The organism is Streptacidiphilus carbonis (assembly GCF_000787775.1).
In the GTDB taxonomy this organism is placed as follows: Bacteria; Actinomycetota; Actinomycetes; order Streptomycetales; family Streptomycetaceae; genus Streptacidiphilus; species Streptacidiphilus carbonis.
In genome coordinates this window covers 17,368-34,098 of record NZ_BBPM01000070.1, presented here as the reverse complement: position 1 = coordinate 34,098, position 16,731 = coordinate 17,368, and the positions used below count along the sequence as shown (strand labels likewise).

The following is a 16,731-nucleotide window of genomic DNA, read 5'->3' as shown; positions in this document are numbered from 1 at the left end:
CCCACAGCCGCTCGGCCGCCCGCCCGCGCGGCGGACCGGAGCCGGTGCCGCTCCCTCCCGCGCTGCTCGCCCCGCTCCCCGGCGCCCGCACCGGCGAGCCTGCGCCCGAGGCCCATTCCGCCGCCGCCCCCGACTCCAACTCCGCCCCCGACTCCGGCCTCACCCCCGTCCCGGCCCCGCTCCCGGCGATCCCTCCCGCCGCCCCGGTCGAGGCAGCGGCCGAGACACCGGCTGAGCCCTCAGCTTTCGAAGCCGCGCTGAGCGCACGTCAGGACGCGGCCGGGCTCGACCTGCTCGACCGTGCCCTGCGGAGCCTCGCCGCCACCGCCGTCTCCGAGGGCCGGCGCCTGCCGGCCCTGGTCGCGGCGCGCATCACTCCGACCCACAGCGTCGAGCTCTACCTCTCCGCCCCGGCGGTTCCGCTGGCACCGTTCCAGGCGGCCCACGCCTCCACGGTCTGGTGGAGCACCCCCGACGCGGAGGGTCTGCTGACCCCCGAGGAAGCCGACGACGTCCCCGCTCCCTATCCCGGCCTGGTCAGCTTCGGGACGACGGAGGACGGCGGCATCGTCCTGGTCGACCTGGAGGCGGTGCGGCTGGTGCACCTCGCGGGATCGCCGCGCGACATCGCGGAGGTGCTGCGCACCCTCGCCCTGGAGCTGGCCTTCACCCCGCTCGCCGACCGGGTCAACATCCACATGGTCGGCGTCGCCGACGAGCTGGAGGCGGCCGCCGAGGGGCGGCTGCACATCCACGCCACCCTGGAGGACGCGGTGGCGGCGGTGGTCACCCGTGATCTGGCCGTACGTCAGTCCCTGGTGGACGCGGGGGCGGCCACCCCTCGCGAGGCCAGGGGGCGGGGGATCGTCAGCGAGGCCTGGGCCCCCGACATCGTGCTCTGCCCCACCGCGCCGAGCGGCAGCATCCCCGAGGCGCTGGGCAGGCTGTTGGACGCCAGCCCGCGCGGCAGCGTCGCCGTGGTCACCGCCGCGCCCCCGCCGGGAGCCGGGCCGATGGCCCGTTGGACGCTGCCCGCGCGAGGCCGCGCCGACCTGCCGGGCCTCGGCCTGGCCGTCGAACTCCAGCGGCTGACGGACCGCCAGTACGCGCAGTGGACCTCCCTGCTCCGGGAGACCGGCACCGAGGCCGGACCTGAAGCCGGTCGGACGGACCTCGACTCCTGGTTCCGTCCCGAGGACGCACCGGAGGCCGCCGCGCCCGAACCCCAGACCGAACCCCAGACCGAACCCCAGCCCGAATCCCAGCCCGTTCCCGAGCCGCCCGCACCCGTCCGGCCGTTCCCCCCGCTCGGCCAGGGCCGCTTCCCCGAGCCCGGGGCCGAACTGGCACCCCCGCTGGACCCCTGGTCGGTCCGCAACCGCTCCGCCCGCCCCGGCACCGCCGCCTACGACCCCGCCCCCTACGACCCCGAATCCGACGACTCGCCGGAGGCCGTCGAGGCCGCCCATGAGCTGATCCTCCGTCGGCTCCGGGCCGGCGACCACCAGGGCGCCGAGGCGGCGGCGTTCGCCGGGCTCGAACCCGCACCCGAAACCGAACTGCTCCACCGCGACCTGCTCTGCGTCTACGCCGACGCCGGCGCCGTAGAGCAGCTCAACAAGGCCGTGACCCGCCTCGAACGTCTCCCCAACCGCACCGGACGGCCGCTGGAGCCCGAGACCAACGCCCTGATCGCCGAACTTCGGGGCACCGGTTGAGGAAGCCGCCGGACCGCGACGGTAGGGTGTCGCTTTCTGGACGTTCGCAGCGGAACTGCGGGGACGGGGTGGCGTGGTGACGGGCGAGACGTTGGCGCCGAGCGATGGCTCACTTGGTCGGACGCAGACCCGGTCCGGTCCGCGCGGCCGGGTGCTGGTGATCGAGGGAGGCGCCGGGCAGAGCGCGAGACGCTTTCCGCCCCGGCCCGGCCGACCCGCGCCCGCCCTTTCCACGATCATCGCCGCCATAGCCCCACAGGTACTGCTCGCCGCCGACGCGGTGGACACCGTCCATCTGACCTCGGCCACCGACGCGGCCGGTGTGCTCGCGCATCTGCGCGCCGCCGTGCGGCATCCCGGACCGCTGCTGGTCCACCTCGGCGGACACCTCGTCAAGGACCGCCGCACCGGGGCGGCCGAGCTGGACCTGGGCGACTCCCGGCTGCCCTGGGCCTCGGTCGCCGAGGAGCTCCGGCTGCGCCCCGCCGAGACGGCCACCCTGCTGGTCGCCGACCTCAGCGCGGAGGAGGCGGTCCTGCCGCCGCTCCGGGTGGTGCCCTCGCCGCTGGGGCTGGGGCTGCCGCTGTGGGCGGCGGTCAACCCGGACCCGCAGCAGGTCGGCACCTTCACCCGCGCCCTGGTCGAGGCCCTGCACGGCGGCCGTCCGGGGGCGAACGGCACGCTGACCCCGGAGGAGCTGCACCAGCAGGTGCACTCGGTGCTGCGTCCCGAGGTACTGCTGGTGGTCACCCACGCGCCCGGTCGGCAGATCTTCCGCAACACGGCCCGCCGCCTCGAAGCCGCCCCGCAGCAGACGACCTCCACGGCACTGCCCCCGCCGTCGGGCGCGGTGGGTCCTTACGACACACCGCCGCGCCCCCCGAGCGCGCCGACGGTCCACCTTCGGGCCCTCGACGAGACGGCCCCCGACAGGGGTCCGGCCGGCAAGGAGTCCGACGACGAGGCGGAACCGTCCCGCACGGCCGCGGAAGCGGTCGCCGAAACGGTCGCAGCGGAGCCCCCGGAGGAGCCCGCGGCAGAGGACGCCGGTCCGGACGACTACCGGATCGCCATCGGCGTCATCGTGGCCGCCGCCGACGCGGGGGAGCACACCCGTGCGGTCGCCTTCGCCCAGGAGCTGGAGGACGAGGCCGTGGCCGAGCACGGCCCGCACGCGGAGGTCGCGCTGCGGGTGCGCCAGGTGCACGCCCATGTGTCCCGGCTGGCGGGTCAGCAGGCCGTCGCTACCGAGCTCTACCGTGCGGTGGCGCTCAGCCTGCTGGAGACCCGCGGCTCCGACGACCCCGAGACCACCCAGGCGGCGGCCAACGCCGAGGCCTGCTGGCGCGCCATCGAGGACGACGACCTGGCCCGCCGACTGGGCCCGGACCTGCTCGCCCTGCGCCGCGACGTCCCGGACCCCAACCGTCCGGGCTCGGTCGAGCGCCACCTGGCCCGGTTGACCGGCTCGCTCACCAGCAGCTAGGCCGGGCGGCCGGTCCCGGCGGCGGTGGTCGTCACCACGGGGACGGGGCGTAGTCCTTCAGGAAGACGCCGAGCAGGTCCTCGCCCTGCTCGCCGCGCACGATCGGGTCGTACACCCGGGCCGCCCCGTCCACCAGGTCCAGCGGGGCGTGGAAGCCCTCGTCGGCCAGGCGCATCTTGTCGGGGTGCGGTCGCTCGTCGGTGATCCAGCCGGTGTCCACCGCGGTCATCAGGATGCCGTCCTGGTCCAGCATCTCCTGGGCGCTGGTGCGGGTCAGCATGTTCAGTGCGGCCTTGGCCATATTGGTGTGCGGGTGGCCGGGGCCCTTGTAGCCGCGGCTGAACTGGCCCTCCATGGCGGACACGTTCACCACGTACTTGCGTCGCGCCGTCGAGGCCGCCATGGCCGGGCGCAGCCGGCTGACCAGGATGAACGGCGCGGTGACATTGCAGAGCTGCACTTCGAGCAGCTCGATCGGGTCGACCTCGTCGATCTTCTGGCTCCAGCTGTTCACCGGGTCCAGGTCGGGAACCAGGCCGCCGGCGTCGATCGCGGTCCCCGCCTCGACCAGCGCGGGCGCGGCCGAGCCGCTGGTCAGCGCGAGCGCCGTGAGCGCCTGGGCGCTCAGCGCACCGCGTTCGCCGCGCGACTGGCTGGGCAGGGCCGGCTGGCGGCTGAGGTCGAAGCGGCCCAGCACGACCGCCTCCGGCAGCTCCCCGGCGGGCAGCGGCGCGTCCTCGGCGGTGATCAGCTCGGCGTAGGCCTGCGCGGAGCGGCGTACCGTCTGCGCGGCGTTGTTGATCAGGATGTCCAGCGGGCCCTGTTCGGCCACCGAGTCCGCCAGCGCGATCACCTGCGAGGGGTCGCGCAGGTCGATGCCGACGATGCGCAGCCGGTGCAGCCACTCGGCGCTGTCAGGCATGGCCGTGAAGCGGCGGATCGCGTCGTTGGGGAAGCGGGTGGTGATCGTGGTGTGCGCGCCGTCGCGCAGCAGCCGCAGCGCGATGTACATGCCGATCTTGGCCCGTCCGCCGGTGAGCAGCGCGCGCTTGCCGCTCAGATCGGTGCGGGCGTCCCGGCGGGCCCGGTTCTCATGGGCGCAGGGCCGGCACAGCTGGTGGTAGAAGGCGTCGACCTCGATATAGCGGGTCTTGCAGATGTAGCAGGAGCGCGGCCGCTCCAGCACACCGGCGATCGGACCGCTGGTGCCGCTGGTGAGCTGCAGCCCCTGGGTCTCGTCGTCGATCCGGTCGGCGGCGCCGGTGGCGGTGGCCTCGGTCACGGCGCGGTCGTTGGCCGTCTTGGCGGCCCGGCGCTCCTGGCGGCGGCGGTGCTTCACGGTCCGGTAGATCCCGGCGGTGGCCAGCCGGACCGCGATCGCGTCGGGGTGGTCGATCGGCAGCCGGTCCAGCTCGGCCAGCACCTCCAGGGCGAGCTTCAGCCGCTCCGGGTCGATGCCGGGAGCCTCGGCCTGCTGGGCAGGAGCCTCGGTGAGGGTCGTGCCGCCGTCGGGTCCTGCGCTCATGCCGCTGCTGCCGTTCCGTGGAATGGGGAGGTGAGGTGTGGCGATGCCAACTGCGACACCTTACGCAACGGCGGGCCGCAGACCAAACCCGGATGGCGCACCCGCGAGGCAGCCGGTGCCGCTCGCACGCAGAGTGGGGGTATGGCGAACAACCAGATGACGACCTTCCGGGTCAACCGACGCATGCTGGCCGCCGGTGCGGTCCTCACCGGTACGGGGGCGCTGCTCGCCCTCGTCGGCACCGCGATCGCGGGCACCGCACTGGCCACGGCCGGACGCGGCTGGGTCCAGCAGCTCGAGACCCCGCCGACCGAGATGGCCACCCGCGCCATGCGCCAGGCCAAGGCGGTCTCCAAGGCCGCCTCCCAGGCCGGCGTCGACGCCTGGCGCGCACAGGCGAGCTAGCGGGCGCGGGGTCGCACGGCAAGCCCCGCACCGTCCTTCCGCCGTCGGCTGACATTGTCCGCCGACGGCGGAAGGCTCTTTCGTATGCCCGGCCGCCCGGCTGACACTCGATCACATGAGACTTCTTGTGATCGGTGGATCCGTGTTCCTCGGACGTGCCTTCGTGCACGAGGCGCTGTCGCGCGGTTGGGAGGTGACCACCTTCAACCGCGGGCAGTCCGGTACGGACGAGCCCGGCGTCACCGTCGTGCAGGGCGACCGCGAGCTCCCCGCCGACCTGGAGCGGCTGGCCGCGGCCGGTCCCTGGGACGCGGTGGTCGACGTCTGCGGCTACGTCCCGCGCGTGGTCGGCTCCTCCGTCGCCGCGCTGGCCGGCTCGGCCGACACCTACCTGATGATCTCCACGATCAACGCCTACCCGGAGTGGCCCGGCAAGCCCGTGGACGAGAGCTCGCCGCGCCACGAGTGCGAGCCCGACGCGGGCCCCGACGGCGGCGGCTACGGCAAGCTCAAGGTCGGCTGCGAGCGCGCGGTCACCGAGGGCTTCCCCGGCCGCAGCCTGGTGATCGAGCCCGGACTGATCCTCGGCCCCGGCGACCGGGCCCGCCGCCTGGCCGTCTGGCTGCGCCGCGCCGCGGCGGGCGGCCGCATGATCGCCCCCGGCAGCCCCGACCGCGAGATGCAGGTCATCGACGCACGCGACATCGCGATCTTCGGCCTGGACCGGATCATGGACGGCAGCAGCGGCACCTACCTGACCAGCGGCACCCCCGCCAACACCACCTGGGGCGAGTACCTGGGCACCTGCGTGGAGGCCACCGGCGGCAAGGCGGAGCTGGTCTGGGTGGACGACGCGTTCCTGCAGGAGCAGGGCGTCGAGCCCTGGACCGAGCTCCCGCTCTGGGCCCCGCAGAACGAGGACTTCGCGGCCGTCTGGACCCCCTCCTCCGCCAAGGCCGTCGCCGCGGGCCTCCGCTGCCGCCCGGTCCCCGAGTCCATCCGCGACACCGCGGCCTGGCTCTTCGCGCCCGGCGGCATGGACGACGCCTTCGACGTCCACCACAGCCAGAAGGACGACCAGGTGATGACCGCGTCCCGCGAGGCCGAACTCCTGGCGCGTTGGGACGCACAGCGGCGCTGAGGATCTTCGGCCGCGGACCGCAGCCGGCTGGTCGCGCGGTTCCCCGCACCCCTGACGGGGCTGCAACTCACCTGAGGTGGTTCAGCTGAACCACCTCAGGGGCGCGGGGAACCGCACGACCAGCCGTGCAGCGCGTGCACCCTGCCCCCGCGGCTCCCCCTTCCCGGAGGCTGAGGCGGCGGGTCAGCGGGCTCCGCCGTTGACGTACAGGGTCTGTCCGCTGACGTAGGAGGCGTCCTCGGATACCAGGAACGCGACCACCGAGGCGACGTCCTCGGGACGGCCCACCCGTCGCAGCGGGGTGCGCTCTGCGGCGAGCTCCTGGTGCTGCTCGGGTGTCGCGCCGACCCGCTCGGCGGTGGCGGCGGTCATCCCGGTCGCGATGTAGCCGGGGGCGACGGCGTTGACGTTGATGTTGAAGGGACCGAGCTCGATCGCCAGCGTGGCGGTCAGGCCCTGGATCCCGGCCTTGGCCGCGGCGTAGTTGGCCTGGCCCCGGTTGCCCAGAGCGGAGCGCGAGCTCAGCGAGACGATCTTGCCGAACTTCTGCTTGCACATGTACTGCTGCGCGACCTGCGAGCAGTTGTAGGCGCTGGTCAGGTTGACCGTGATGACGGCGTCCCAGTCGGCCCTGGGCATCTTGAAGAACAGGTTGTCGCGGGTGATCCCGGCGTTGTTGACCAGGATGTGGATCCCGCCCAGGTCCGCCGCGATCTGCGCGAACACCGCCTCGACCGCGTCGTGATCGGAGACGTCGCAACCGTAGGCCCTGGCGGTCCCGCCCTTGGCGGTGATCGCCTCCACCGTCCCCTGCGCCCGCTCGGCCGTCAGATCGACCACGGCGACGGCCGCTCCCTCCGACGCCAACCGCTCAGCGGTGGCCGCACCGATCCCCTGCGCCGCCCCGGTGACGACAGCGACCTGCCCGGTAAAACGCGTCATGATCCACTCCAGAAGTATGTTGCAGTCACAGAAGGGGCCGCGGTCTGTGCCCATGGGGAGCTGTGCCCGCGGAGTAGCGCGCGCGAGCAACCCGCGCGGCCGGTACTAGCCCCGATCAACGATCACCGCAGAACCCTGCCCGACTCCCACGCACATCGTCGCCAACCCGCTCCGCGCCTCCGTCCGCACCATCCGGTGCAGCAGCGTCGTCAGGATCCGCGCCCCGGACCCGCCCAGCGGATGTCCCAGCGCGATCGCGCCGCCCTGCGGGTTCACCACCGCCGGGTCGATGCCCAACTCGTTGACACAGGCCAACGCCTGCGCCGCGAACGCCTCGTTGAACTCGGCCGTGTCGAACCCGCCGATGTCGCGACCGGTCCGCGCCAGCACCCGCCGCACCGCCGGTACCGGCCCGATCCCCATCACGTCGGGGTTCACCCCCGCACTCGCGCCGGCGACATAGCGACCCATCGGCTCCAGCCCCAGTTCCGCCAGCGCTTCCTCGCTGACCAGCAGCAGCCCCGCCGCGCCGTCGTTCATCGGCGAGGCGTTCCCCGCCGTGACCGTGCCGTCCTTGCGGAACACCGGCTTGAGCGAGGCCAGCTTCTCCAGCGTGGTGTCGGCGCGGATCGACTCGTCCTCGCTGACCACCGTGCCGTCGGCCAGCGTCACCGGCACGATCTCCGCGTCGAACAGGCCGTCCTTCCGCGCCGCCGCGGCCTTCTGATGGCTGCTCAGCGCGAACGCGTCCTGCTGCTCGCGACTGACGCCGTAGCGTGCGGCGACCTCCTCCGCGGTCTCGCCCATCGACAGCACGCCGTGCAGCTCACGCATCCGCGGGTTGGTCATCCGCCAGCCGAGCTTGGTATCGAAGATCTCGGCGTTGTGCGGCAGCGCGGTCTCCGCGCGCGGCAGGACGAAGGGGGCGCGGCTCATCGACTCCGAGCCGCCCGCCAGCACGATGTCCGCCTCGCCGGAGGCGATGGCCCGCGCCGCCGTGGTGACGGCCTCCAGCCCGGAGGCGCAGAGCCGGTTGAGGGTCGCCCCCGGCACCGACTCGGGCAGTCCGGCCAGCAGCACGGCCATCCGCGCCACATTGCGGTTGTCCTCGCCGGACTGGTTGGCGGCGCCCCAGTAGACGTCGTCGATTCGGGCCGGGTCCAACCCGGGCACGCTGTCCAGCACGGCCCGCACGGCCGCGGCGGCCAGGTCGTCGGGACGGACGGTGGACAGCGCGCCGCGCAGCCGCCCGACGGGGGTGCGGCGGGCTGCGGCGAAGTAGACGGGACGCATGGTCGGACTCCTTCAGAATGCGTTGATGCCGGTCAGCTCCCGGCCGATGAGCAGCTTCTGGATCTGGCTGGTGCCCTCGTACAGGGTCATCACCCGGGCGTCGCGGACGAACTTGCCGACCGGGTACTCGTCGACGAAGCCGTAGCCGCCGTAGACCTGGAGGGCGGTGTTGGCCGCCTTCACCGCGGCCTCGGAGGCGTACAGCTTGGCGACGGACCCCTCGGCGCGGAACGGCAGTCCGCGCTCGATGAGGTCGGCGACCCGCCAGGTCAGCAGCCGCGCGGCGTCCAGTTCGACCTTGATGTCGGCGAGCATCTCCTGGACCAGCTGGTGCGCGGCGATCGGCTTGCCGAACTGCTCTCGCTGGGTGGCGTAGGCGACGGCCGCGTCCAGCGAGGCCTGGATGAGGCCGACGCAGCCGGCCGCCACCGACATCCGGCCCTTGGCCAGGGCGGCCATGGCGACCGCGAAACCCTTGCCCTCCTCGCCCAGCATGGCGCTGTGCGGCACCCGGACGTCCTCGAAGGCCAGCTCGGCGGTGGGCTGGCCGCGCAGGCCGAGCTTGCCGTGGATGGTGGTGCGGGTCAGCCCGGGGGTGTCGGTGGGGACCAGGAAGGCGCTGACACCGCGGTGCCCGGCCTGTGCGGGGTCGTCGCCGCCGGTGCGCGCGAAGACCAGGGCGACCTCGGCCCAGGTGCCGTTGGTGATGAACATCTTGGCGCCGTTGAGCACCCAGTCGCCGCTCTCGCCGTCCCGCACGGCCCTGGTGCTGAGGTTGCCGGCGTCCGACCCGGTGCCGGGCTCGGTCAGCGCGAAGCAGCCCAGCGCCTCGCCGGCGCACAGCCGGGGCAGCCATCGGCGCTTCTGCTCCTCGGAGCCGTAGGCATTGATCGACTTGGTGACCAGGCCCAGCGACACCGACATCAGCCCGCGCACGGAGGAGTCGCCGCGACCGAGCTCCTCGGTGACCAGGACGTAGGAGAGGTAGTCGCCGCCGGAGCCGCCGTACTCCTCGGGGATGGTCAGGCCGAGGAAGCCGAGTGCCCCGAGCTTCTTCACGATGCCGCGGTCCACCTGCTCGGCCCGGTCCCAAGCCGCGGCGTGCGGGACGATCTCTCGGTTGACGAAGCCGGCCGCGAGCTCGCGGACGGCGGCCTGCTCCTCGTTGAGCTCCAGATTCACGATGGTCCTCAGGAGACGGGTGGGACATGGTTGGCACAGCGCTGCATCCTGCCAATGCTCCAACTCTTCGGGGAGCGCCCCCCGAACCCCACGAGACCCCTGGGGAGTGGGTGTGAGGCGAACGGACACTGTCGGAGTGTCTGGTTAAACTAGCGCTGCAAGTTTTTGGACTCTAACCCGATCCGGGGCCTGTTGGAAAGTGCCCGGCCCGGGAACGCCGAAGAAACGGAGGCGCGTCGTGGCCCGCCCGCGCAACCCACTGCTGAGCCGCGACCGCATCGTCGCGGCCGCACTGGAGCTGGTCGACACGGAGGGGCTGGCCGCGCTCTCCACCCGCAGGCTGGCCGCCGTGCTCGGCGTCAGCGGTCCGTCGCTCTACAACCACTTCGCCACCAAGGACGCACTGCTCGACGCCGTGGTGGACGAGGTGCTGGGCGAAGTCGACCTGTCGATGTGGGCCGATGTCGACAAGGAGACCTGGGCCGACGCCCTGGCCCGCTGGGCCCGCAGCTACCGGGCCGCGCTGGTCGCCCACCCCAACCTGGTCCCGGTGCTGGCCCAGGGCCCCGGGCGGCGCGCCAACGCGCTGCGCCTGGCCGACGCGGTCTTCGGCGGACTGGTCGACGCCGGCTGGCCGCGCGGGGACGCCACCCGGATCGGCGCCCTGATGCGCTACCTGGTCTTCGGCTCCGCCCTGGGCTCTTTCGCCGGCGGCTTCGTGGACGACCAGCGGATCTACGCCGCCGACTACCCGCACCTGGACCAGGCCCACCTGCTGGCCGAGCACCGCCGCAGCATCGACGAGGGCGCCTTCGAGACCGGCCTCGGCGCCCTGGTGGAGGGGCTGTCGCTGCAGTATGCGCGGAACGCCCAGGGGCGATGACTTTTGTTGCTGAGCGGGCATGAGGGTTTGTCCTCGGGCGCGGCACGGGCGCACGATCGCATGGAACGCCGCAGCCCGGCACCCGCCCCGTGGAGGACACCCCTATGACCGACGACCTGAAGAGCGAACCGCAGCGCGAATCCGACGCAGCCTTCTGGGACGCCCGCTACCAGGAGAACCACCGGATCTGGAGCGGCAACCCCAACGCCGCGCTGGTCAAGGAGGTGGCCGGGCTGACCCCTGGGCGCGCCCTGGACCTGGGCTGCGGCGAGGGCGCCGACGCCATCTGGCTCGCCCGGCAGGGCTGGCAGGTCACCGCCACCGACATCTCCCAGGTGGCGCTCGGCCGCGCGGCCGAGCAGGGCACTGTGGCCGGCGTCGCCGACCGGATCGACTGGCAACTGCACGACCTCGGAGCGTCGTTCCCCACCGGCAGCTTCGACCTGGTCTCCGCCCAGTACCTTCACTCGCGCGGCGACACCATGCCCCGCGAACGGATCCTGCGCTCGGCAGCGGGGGCGGTCGCCCCGGGCGGGGTGCTGCTGATCGTCGGCCACTCCGGCGTCGCCAACTGGGAGCACAACCACCACCCCGAGGTACACCTCCCCAGCCCCGAAGAGGTCCTCGCCGCGCTGGCCCTGCCGGCCGACAAGTGGGAGACCCTGGTCTGCGAGGAGCACGAGAACATCCGCACCGCCCCGGACGGCACCGTGGTCGGCCACACCGACAACACCCTCAAACTCCGCCGACTGCCCGACTGACCGTTAGGCCGGCGGATGGGACGCTGACTGCGTCACTCGGCTGCCGAGGCCGCTCGCCGCAGGGCGAACGCTGCGCCGTGGACGATCGGGTCGCCATGCCCGAAGAGCACGGTTTCGACCGCCAGGTCCGCCAGTCGGTGCAGCGACTTGACGGCCTTGGCGCGGTCGGTGTTGAAGACGCCCAGCATGGTTCGGCCGACGTTGGCGACCGCATCGCCGGTGAACAGAACCCTCGTCTCGGGCAGATGCAGCGCGATCGAGCCGTCCGTGTGCCCGGGGACGCCGACCACGACGGCTCCGCCTCCGAACTCCAGCACCTCGCCTTGCTCCACCTCCCGGTCCACCCGACACGGTGCGGCCGGGGGCAGCGGCGGAAGCGCTGCCCTGATCGGTATCTCGAACTCCTCAAGCACCGCCGGAGCCCCCGCCACGTGTCCGCGGATCACGGGAGCATCCAGCCGGTGCGCCACCACCTCCGCCCCGTGCCGTGCGGCCAGCGCGGCCGCTGAGCCGGTGTGGTCCTCGTGCCAGTGCGTCAGGACGATCCGACGCAGTTCGCCGTCCAGCGCCTCTTCGATCTCCGCGGCGCAGTCGGCCGTCCCGGTGTCGATCAGGGTCAACTCGCGGCCGTCCCGCCACAGGTAGGCCGCTCCCACAGGGAAGCGGAGCATACGCAGTCTCGGCAGTACCTCGACGATGTCCATGCTCCGAGCCTGCGAGTCCCGGCCCGTCGCCGTGCCATCGTTCGCTGACGGCTCACCAGCCGGACAGGATGCGATCGAACCCGCCGAAGGAGCGGGACGCCCTGCGGTGGAGCCGAGAGCCGACGGTGGGTCAGCTCACGCCCAGGTCGACGCAGAGGGCGCCTCTGGCCTGGCGGAGGACGGCGCGTTGGGCGGGGGAGGGGGCGCCCGATGAGGCGGTGACGACGAAGTCGATCTCGTCGGGTCCGGCGAAGACGCTTAGGGCGGTGCGGCCGCACTGGGCGGCGGTGGCCAGGACACAGGTGTGGGCGGCGGCCTGGACCAGGGCGCGGCGGGTGTCGCTGTCGGCCAGCGAGTCGGTGCTGGCGCCGTTCGGGCCGTCCAGGCCCGCGCAGTCCAGGAAGGCCAGTTCGAGCCGCATGCTGCGGAGCACCAGCGCGGAGACCGGACCGTGCAGCAGGTCGTTGTCGGGGGTGCGGTAGCCGCCGGTGAGGATCACCGTGGGACGGGCCCGGCCGCGCCCGGAGCGGGTCAGGATGGTGGCGGTGACCAGCGAGTTGGTGACCACGGTGAGGCCGGGGAGCTCCCGCAGGTGGACGGCGAGCTTCTGGACGGCGGCCCCGCCGGACAGGCCGATGGTCATGTCCGGCCGGGCCCGCCCGGCCGCCGCCGCGGCGATGGCCTCCTGCTCGGCCTGGGGACGGGCCGTTCCGCTCGGGGTGGGCCGGGGGGTGGGTGCGGTGGTACGGCGCAGCGGTACCGGGTGGCCCTGACGGGCCAGTACGCCGAGGTCCCGGCGCACCGTGGCCTCCGACACGCCGAGCCGCAGGGCCAGCGCGCCGATGTCCACCTCCCCCCTGGCACGGAGCTCGTCCAGGATCGCTCCTTGACGCTGCCTGGGCAGCACCTTCCGCCCCCCGTCGCATTCGGTAACGGCTCTGGTGGTGGTCCCGCCCGGGGTGGTGGCATCGGGCGCGGCGGCCACCCGGCCCGTGGCGGTGGCGGTCACCCTTGCCGCGGCGGCGGCATCGCGCGCGGCGACCCGGGTCAACCCTTGCTCGAACCGAGCGAGAGCCCCGCGATGAACTGCTTCTGCAGCAGGACGTAGACCACCAGGGTGGGCACGGCAGCGATCATGGCCGCCGCCGCGATCAGGTTCTGGTTGCTGACGAACTGGCCCTGGAGGTTGGCCAGGGCCGAGGTGACCGGGCGTTTGTCGCCGGACGACATCAGGGTGATGGCCCAGAAGAAGTCGTTGTAGATCCAGGTCGTCAGCAGGGTCGCCAGGGCCGCCAGCGCCGGACGGCACAGCGGTACCGTCAGCCGCCAGAAGCGGGTCCACAGGCCGGCCCCGTCGACCAGCGCCGCCTCGTACATCTCCTCCGGGATCGACTTCATGTAGTTGCTCAGCACGAAGACGCAGAAGCCCAGTTGGAAGGAGACGTTGACGACGACCAGGCCCGTGATCGAGTTGTACATCAGGCCGCTGTCGCTGAGGAACGACGGCAGCGGGATGAGCAGGTACAACCGGTACAGCGGGGTGATGATGACCTGCTGCGGCAGCAGATTGCCGGCCGTGAACACGATCAGCAGCGCCACATTGATCTTGACGTTCACCCGGGTCAGCACGAAGGCCACGCCCGAGGCCAGCGCCAGCACGATGACCACGGCCGGGACCGTGATCAGCACCGAGTTCCAGAAGAAGTGCGGCATCCCGGAGGTGCTCCAGGCGTCCGTGAAGTTCTTCAGCGTCAGTGAGTGCGGCAGCGAGACATAGCCGTACTTGGTGGTCTCCGAGTACGGACGCAGCGCGATGTAGAGCGCGAACAGGATCGGCAGCAGCCACAGCACCGACGCGCTGATCAGGAAGAGCTGCGAGGCGATCTGCCCCCAGGGCCGCGGCTTGCCGCGGCGTCCGGTGCCGCTGGGCTGCGCGGTCCGGACCCGGGGGAGGCTCCCCGAAATACTGGAGTCGGTGGTCATGACTGCCCCTCACGGCTCTCACTGCGGAACGTCTGGAACAGGAAGATGCAGATGGGCACCAGGGAGATCACCAGCAGCACCACGCCCAGGGCCGAGCCGAAGCCCACCCGCTGGGTCTCGCCGACGATGTTGGAGGTGACCAGTACCGAGAGCAGTTCCAGACCGTTGATGCCCTTGTTGGTGATGTAGACCAGGTCGAAGGCGCGCAGCGACTCGATGACGGTGACCACCATGATGACCACGTTGATCGGCCGCATCACCGGGAAGACCACCCGCCAGAAGGTCTGCCAGGCGTTGGCGCCGTCCACGACCGCGGCCTCGCGCAGCGTCGGGTCGACCGCCTTGAGGCCGGCCAGGTAGAGCACCATCACATAGCCGGCCTGTCGCCAGGTGGCCTCCACCAGCACGGCCCACAGGTTGAGGTGCGGGTTGCCGAGCCAGTCGATGGCGTTGCTGTTGCCGTTGCGGCCGATGACGGTGTTGATCAGGCCGAGGTTCTGCGAGTAGACGAACTCCCAGATGATGCCGATCAGCGCCAGCGACAGCATCACCGGCAGGAACAGGATGCTCTGGTACATCCGGCTGCCCTTGATGCCGCGGTCGATGAGCACCGCGAAGAGCATGCCCAGCGGGGTGGCCACGAAGATGAAGACACCCAGCCAGATCAGGTTGTGCCGGACCGCGGGCCAGAACTCCGGGTAGACGGTGACGGCCTGGTGGTAGTTCTGGATCCCGTACAGACAGCCGTTGTTGAGGATGGACGGGACGTTGGGCAGGCAGGCCTTGGTGTGCAGGCTCCCGACGCCGTTCCACTTGGTGAACGAGAGCAGCAGGGTGGCCAGCGCGGGGAACCACACGAACGCCAGGTCGAGCAGCAGGGGGATGCCCAGCAGCAGCCCCACCACCACCCGGTCGCGTCCGGAGAGCCTGCGCAGGCTCCGGCGGCGGCGGGCCTTGACGGGCGCCGCTGCCGGAACCTGCGTGTCGGTCGCAGAACTCATGACGTGTAGATCGTCTTCGCCTGGGCCTCAGCACTCTTCTGCAGGGTGGCGATGTTGCCGGTGCTGGGGTCGTCGATGAACTTCTGGATGATGGCGATCATCGCGGTCGCCATCGCCGGGTCGGAGTCGCGGTCCATGAACTGGGCCACGGCCTTGCACTTGTTGATCTCGGTGACCGACTTCTTCTGGATGGCGTCGTAGCTGGGCACGGACAGGCCCTGGGCCAGGCCGACGTCCCACTGGTCGGTCTTCAGGAAGCCGGCCTCGGCTGCGCCGGTGCCGATGTACTCCAGGATCGCCTTGGCGGCGTCCACGTTCTTGGCCTTCTTGCTGAGCATGAAGCCGTCGGTGGGGGCGTCCATGTAGTCCTGGGCGTACGTCGGGTTGATCTCGGGGAAGACGAAGAAGTCCAGGTCCGCGAGGTTCGCCTTGTCGGTGACGTACTGCTGGGCGACCTGGTTGGTGCCCTGGTAGAGCATCCCGGCCTGCTTCTGCTCCAGGGTCTTCGCCGCGTCCTGCCAGATCCGGCCGTTGGCGCCGGTCTGCATGTAGGGCATCATCTCGGCCCAGTGCTGGAAGACCTGGGTGACCCCCGGGTCGGTCCACGGGATCTCATGCTTCATCAGCTTGATGTGGTAGTCGTAGCCGTTGATGCGCATGTTGAGGATGTCGAAGGTGCCCAGGGCGGGCCAGCCGTCCTTGTCGGCGAAGGCCAGCGGGATGAGCCCGTCGGTCTTCATCTTCTTGGCCAGCGTGATGTACTGGTCCCAGGTGGTGGGGACGGTGTAGCCCTTGGCCGCGAACTCGCTCTTGTTGTAGAAGACCACCCACGGGTAGTTGTAGATCGGCACCAGGTACTGGTGACCGTCCAGGCCGGTGGAGAGCTGTTTGGCGGCGCTGTTGAAGTTGCCGCCGATCTTCGCCCAGACGTCGTCGATCGGCTGGGCCAGGCCCTGCGCCGCGAAGTACTGCATGCGGTAGCCGGCGAACCAGGTGAACAGGTCGTCGGGGGTGCCCTGGAGGTAGGCGGTGATGTCGTTCTGGAAGGTGTTGTGGTCGACCGTGTTGATCTTGATCTGCGCTCCGGTCGCCGCGGTCGCCGCGGTGCACAGCGAGGCGAAGGCGGTCTTCACGCCGGGGTCGGAGTAGTTGGACCCGAAGGAGACGGTGCCGCTGACTGCTCCTGAGGAGCCCGACGCCCCGGTCGAGCTGCCGCTGCTGGGCGAACCGGAGCTCGAACCCGAGGAGCTGCAGGCAGAGACCAGCCCGCCCGCGACCGATATTCCGGCGACGCCGGCCAATCCCCTGAGCAGGGTTCGACGGCTCGGTGACATCCCTGCGTCCGACATGGTGCCTCCATGAGTGATGGGAATGCTGGGTGACATGCGGAGAGGCGAAATTGAACACAAACGCACAGTGATTGTGTTCACGGGCGGCGACTGTGGAGGAAGGGCGGGGGGAGTTGGGGAGAGCTGCCTGAATTCGACGGACTTGATCAGCCGGTTAAGGCCGATCGATTTCTAACATAAGTCACCAGGATGAAACTTGTCTCGACCGCACGGGTAGTTCTACGGCAGTTGGTCAGAGGCGTCAACGCCCTGTTCCGGATGCGTTGCGAGACCGTGATGTGCCCGACGGGTGATCGTGCGTCAAAATGGGGATGAAGGTACGAACAAGATCAAACGCGTTGGCGCACAAAGCACCAAC

The 16,731-nt window shown here is 71.4% G+C and carries 14 protein-coding genes and 1 pseudogene; 6 read left to right on the top strand and 9 right to left on the bottom strand.

From position 1 onward, the window contains the following. Both TR46_RS33125 and TR46_RS33120 read left to right on the top strand, forming a co-directional pair. A pseudogene (locus tag TR46_RS33125) lies at positions 1 to 1,718 on the top strand (hypothetical protein); the annotation flags it as partial. Positions 1,719 to 1,875: 157 nt separating this feature from the next. Continuing rightward, entirely contained in the window at positions 1,876 to 3,204 is a 1,329-nt protein-coding gene (locus TR46_RS33120; RefSeq protein ID WP_236655630.1) for a hypothetical protein, read from the top strand. A 31-nt stretch (positions 3,205 to 3,235) separates the two neighbouring features. Here TR46_RS33120 and TR46_RS33115 read toward each other — a convergent pair whose 3' ends face one another. Beyond that, on the bottom strand, positions 3,236 to 4,729 hold the full coding sequence (locus TR46_RS33115) for an SDR family NAD(P)-dependent oxidoreductase (protein WP_042409423.1): 1,494 nt from the start codon (positions 4,727 to 4,729) through the stop codon (positions 3,236 to 3,238). Between the two features lie 141 nt (positions 4,730 to 4,870). Here TR46_RS33115 and TR46_RS33110 point away from each other — a divergent pair, with 141 nt between their 5' ends. After that, positions 4,871 to 5,134: a hypothetical protein gene (locus tag TR46_RS33110; protein WP_042409420.1), complete on the top strand. Its 264-nt coding sequence runs from the start codon at positions 4,871 to 4,873 to the stop codon at positions 5,132 to 5,134. A gap of 115 nt (positions 5,135 to 5,249) precedes the next feature. Next, on the top strand, positions 5,250 to 6,275 hold the full coding sequence (locus TR46_RS33105) for an NAD-dependent epimerase/dehydratase family protein (RefSeq protein WP_042409418.1): 1,026 nt from the start codon (positions 5,250 to 5,252) through the stop codon (positions 6,273 to 6,275). Between the two features lie 183 nt (positions 6,276 to 6,458). Here the strand turns inward: TR46_RS33105 and fabG are convergent, their stop codons facing one another. The 3 genes from fabG to TR46_RS33090 form a co-directional block, all read right to left on the bottom strand. Further along, on the bottom strand, positions 6,459 to 7,217 hold the full coding sequence (gene fabG / locus TR46_RS33100; protein WP_042409416.1) for a 3-oxoacyl-ACP reductase FabG: 759 nt from the start codon (positions 7,215 to 7,217) through the stop codon (positions 6,459 to 6,461). Between the two features lie 105 nt (positions 7,218 to 7,322). After that, positions 7,323 to 8,510, bottom strand: coding sequence for an acetyl-CoA C-acyltransferase (locus TR46_RS33095; protein WP_042409411.1), 1,188 nt, complete (start codon positions 8,508 to 8,510; stop codon positions 7,323 to 7,325). Between the two features lie 12 nt (positions 8,511 to 8,522). After that, entirely contained in the window at positions 8,523 to 9,692 is a 1,170-nt protein-coding gene (locus TR46_RS33090) for an acyl-CoA dehydrogenase family protein (RefSeq protein WP_042409408.1), read from the bottom strand. A gap of 238 nt (positions 9,693 to 9,930) precedes the next feature. On the opposite strand from TR46_RS33090, the gene TR46_RS33085 reads away from it, so the two are divergent. Both TR46_RS33085 and TR46_RS33080 read left to right on the top strand, forming a co-directional pair. Next, a complete protein-coding gene (locus tag TR46_RS33085) occupies positions 9,931 to 10,575 on the top strand; it encodes a TetR/AcrR family transcriptional regulator (RefSeq protein WP_042409404.1) in 645 nt (214 codons plus the stop codon). A 104-nt stretch (positions 10,576 to 10,679) separates the two neighbouring features. Continuing rightward, positions 10,680 to 11,336 (top strand): SAM-dependent methyltransferase, encoded by a 657-nt coding sequence (locus tag TR46_RS33080; protein WP_042409402.1) that lies wholly within the window; start codon positions 10,680 to 10,682, stop codon positions 11,334 to 11,336. A 32-nt stretch (positions 11,337 to 11,368) separates the two neighbouring features. Here TR46_RS33080 and TR46_RS33075 read toward each other — a convergent pair whose 3' ends face one another. From TR46_RS33075 to TR46_RS33055, 5 genes are all read right to left on the bottom strand, one after another. Beyond that, positions 11,369 to 12,040, bottom strand: coding sequence for an MBL fold metallo-hydrolase (locus TR46_RS33075; RefSeq protein ID WP_042409400.1), 672 nt, complete (start codon positions 12,038 to 12,040; stop codon positions 11,369 to 11,371). Between the two features lie 130 nt (positions 12,041 to 12,170). Beyond that, entirely contained in the window at positions 12,171 to 13,049 is an 879-nt protein-coding gene (locus TR46_RS33070; protein ID WP_161790245.1) for a DeoR/GlpR family DNA-binding transcription regulator, read from the bottom strand. A 38-nt stretch (positions 13,050 to 13,087) separates the two neighbouring features. Then, a complete protein-coding gene (locus TR46_RS33065; protein WP_042409399.1) occupies positions 13,088 to 14,023 on the bottom strand; it encodes a carbohydrate ABC transporter permease in 936 nt (311 codons plus the stop codon). Continuing rightward, positions 14,020 to 15,024, bottom strand: coding sequence for a carbohydrate ABC transporter permease (locus TR46_RS33060; protein WP_042409396.1), 1,005 nt, complete (start codon positions 15,022 to 15,024; stop codon positions 14,020 to 14,022). The genes TR46_RS33065 and TR46_RS33060 overlap by 4 nt, the downstream gene beginning before the upstream one ends. Next, entirely contained in the window at positions 15,021 to 16,373 is a 1,353-nt protein-coding gene (locus TR46_RS33055) for an ABC transporter substrate-binding protein (RefSeq protein ID WP_042409394.1), read from the bottom strand. Before TR46_RS33055 ends, TR46_RS33060 begins: the two co-directional genes overlap by 4 nt. Positions 16,374 to 16,731: the final 358 nt, after the last annotated feature.

What these genes read in the sequence shown, in the direction of transcription:
- TR46_RS33115 (WP_042409423.1), bottom strand. Translation starts at nt 4,729, where the DNA reads ATGAGCGCAGGACCCGACGGCGGCACGACCCTCACCGAGGCTCCTGCC.
- TR46_RS33110 (WP_042409420.1), top strand. Translation starts at nt 4,871, where the DNA reads ATGGCGAACAACCAGATGACGACCTTCCGGGTCAACCGACGCATGCTG.
- TR46_RS33105 (WP_042409418.1), top strand. Translation starts at nt 5,250, where the DNA reads ATGAGACTTCTTGTGATCGGTGGATCCGTGTTCCTCGGACGTGCCTTC.
- fabG (WP_042409416.1), bottom strand. Translation starts at nt 7,217, where the DNA reads ATGACGCGTTTTACCGGGCAGGTCGCTGTCGTCACCGGGGCGGCGCAG.
- TR46_RS33095 (WP_042409411.1), bottom strand. Translation starts at nt 8,510, where the DNA reads ATGCGTCCCGTCTACTTCGCCGCAGCCCGCCGCACCCCCGTCGGGCGG.
- TR46_RS33080 (WP_042409402.1), top strand. Translation starts at nt 10,680, where the DNA reads ATGACCGACGACCTGAAGAGCGAACCGCAGCGCGAATCCGACGCAGCC.
- TR46_RS33075 (WP_042409400.1), bottom strand. Translation starts at nt 12,040, where the DNA reads ATGGACATCGTCGAGGTACTGCCGAGACTGCGTATGCTCCGCTTCCCT.
- TR46_RS33065 (WP_042409399.1), bottom strand. Translation starts at nt 14,023, where the DNA reads ATGACCACCGACTCCAGTATTTCGGGGAGCCTCCCCCGGGTCCGGACC.
- TR46_RS33060 (WP_042409396.1), bottom strand. Translation starts at nt 15,024, where the DNA reads ATGAGTTCTGCGACCGACACGCAGGTTCCGGCAGCGGCGCCCGTCAAG.
- TR46_RS33055 (WP_042409394.1), bottom strand. Translation starts at nt 16,373, where the DNA reads ATGTCGGACGCAGGGATGTCACCGAGCCGTCGAACCCTGCTCAGGGGA.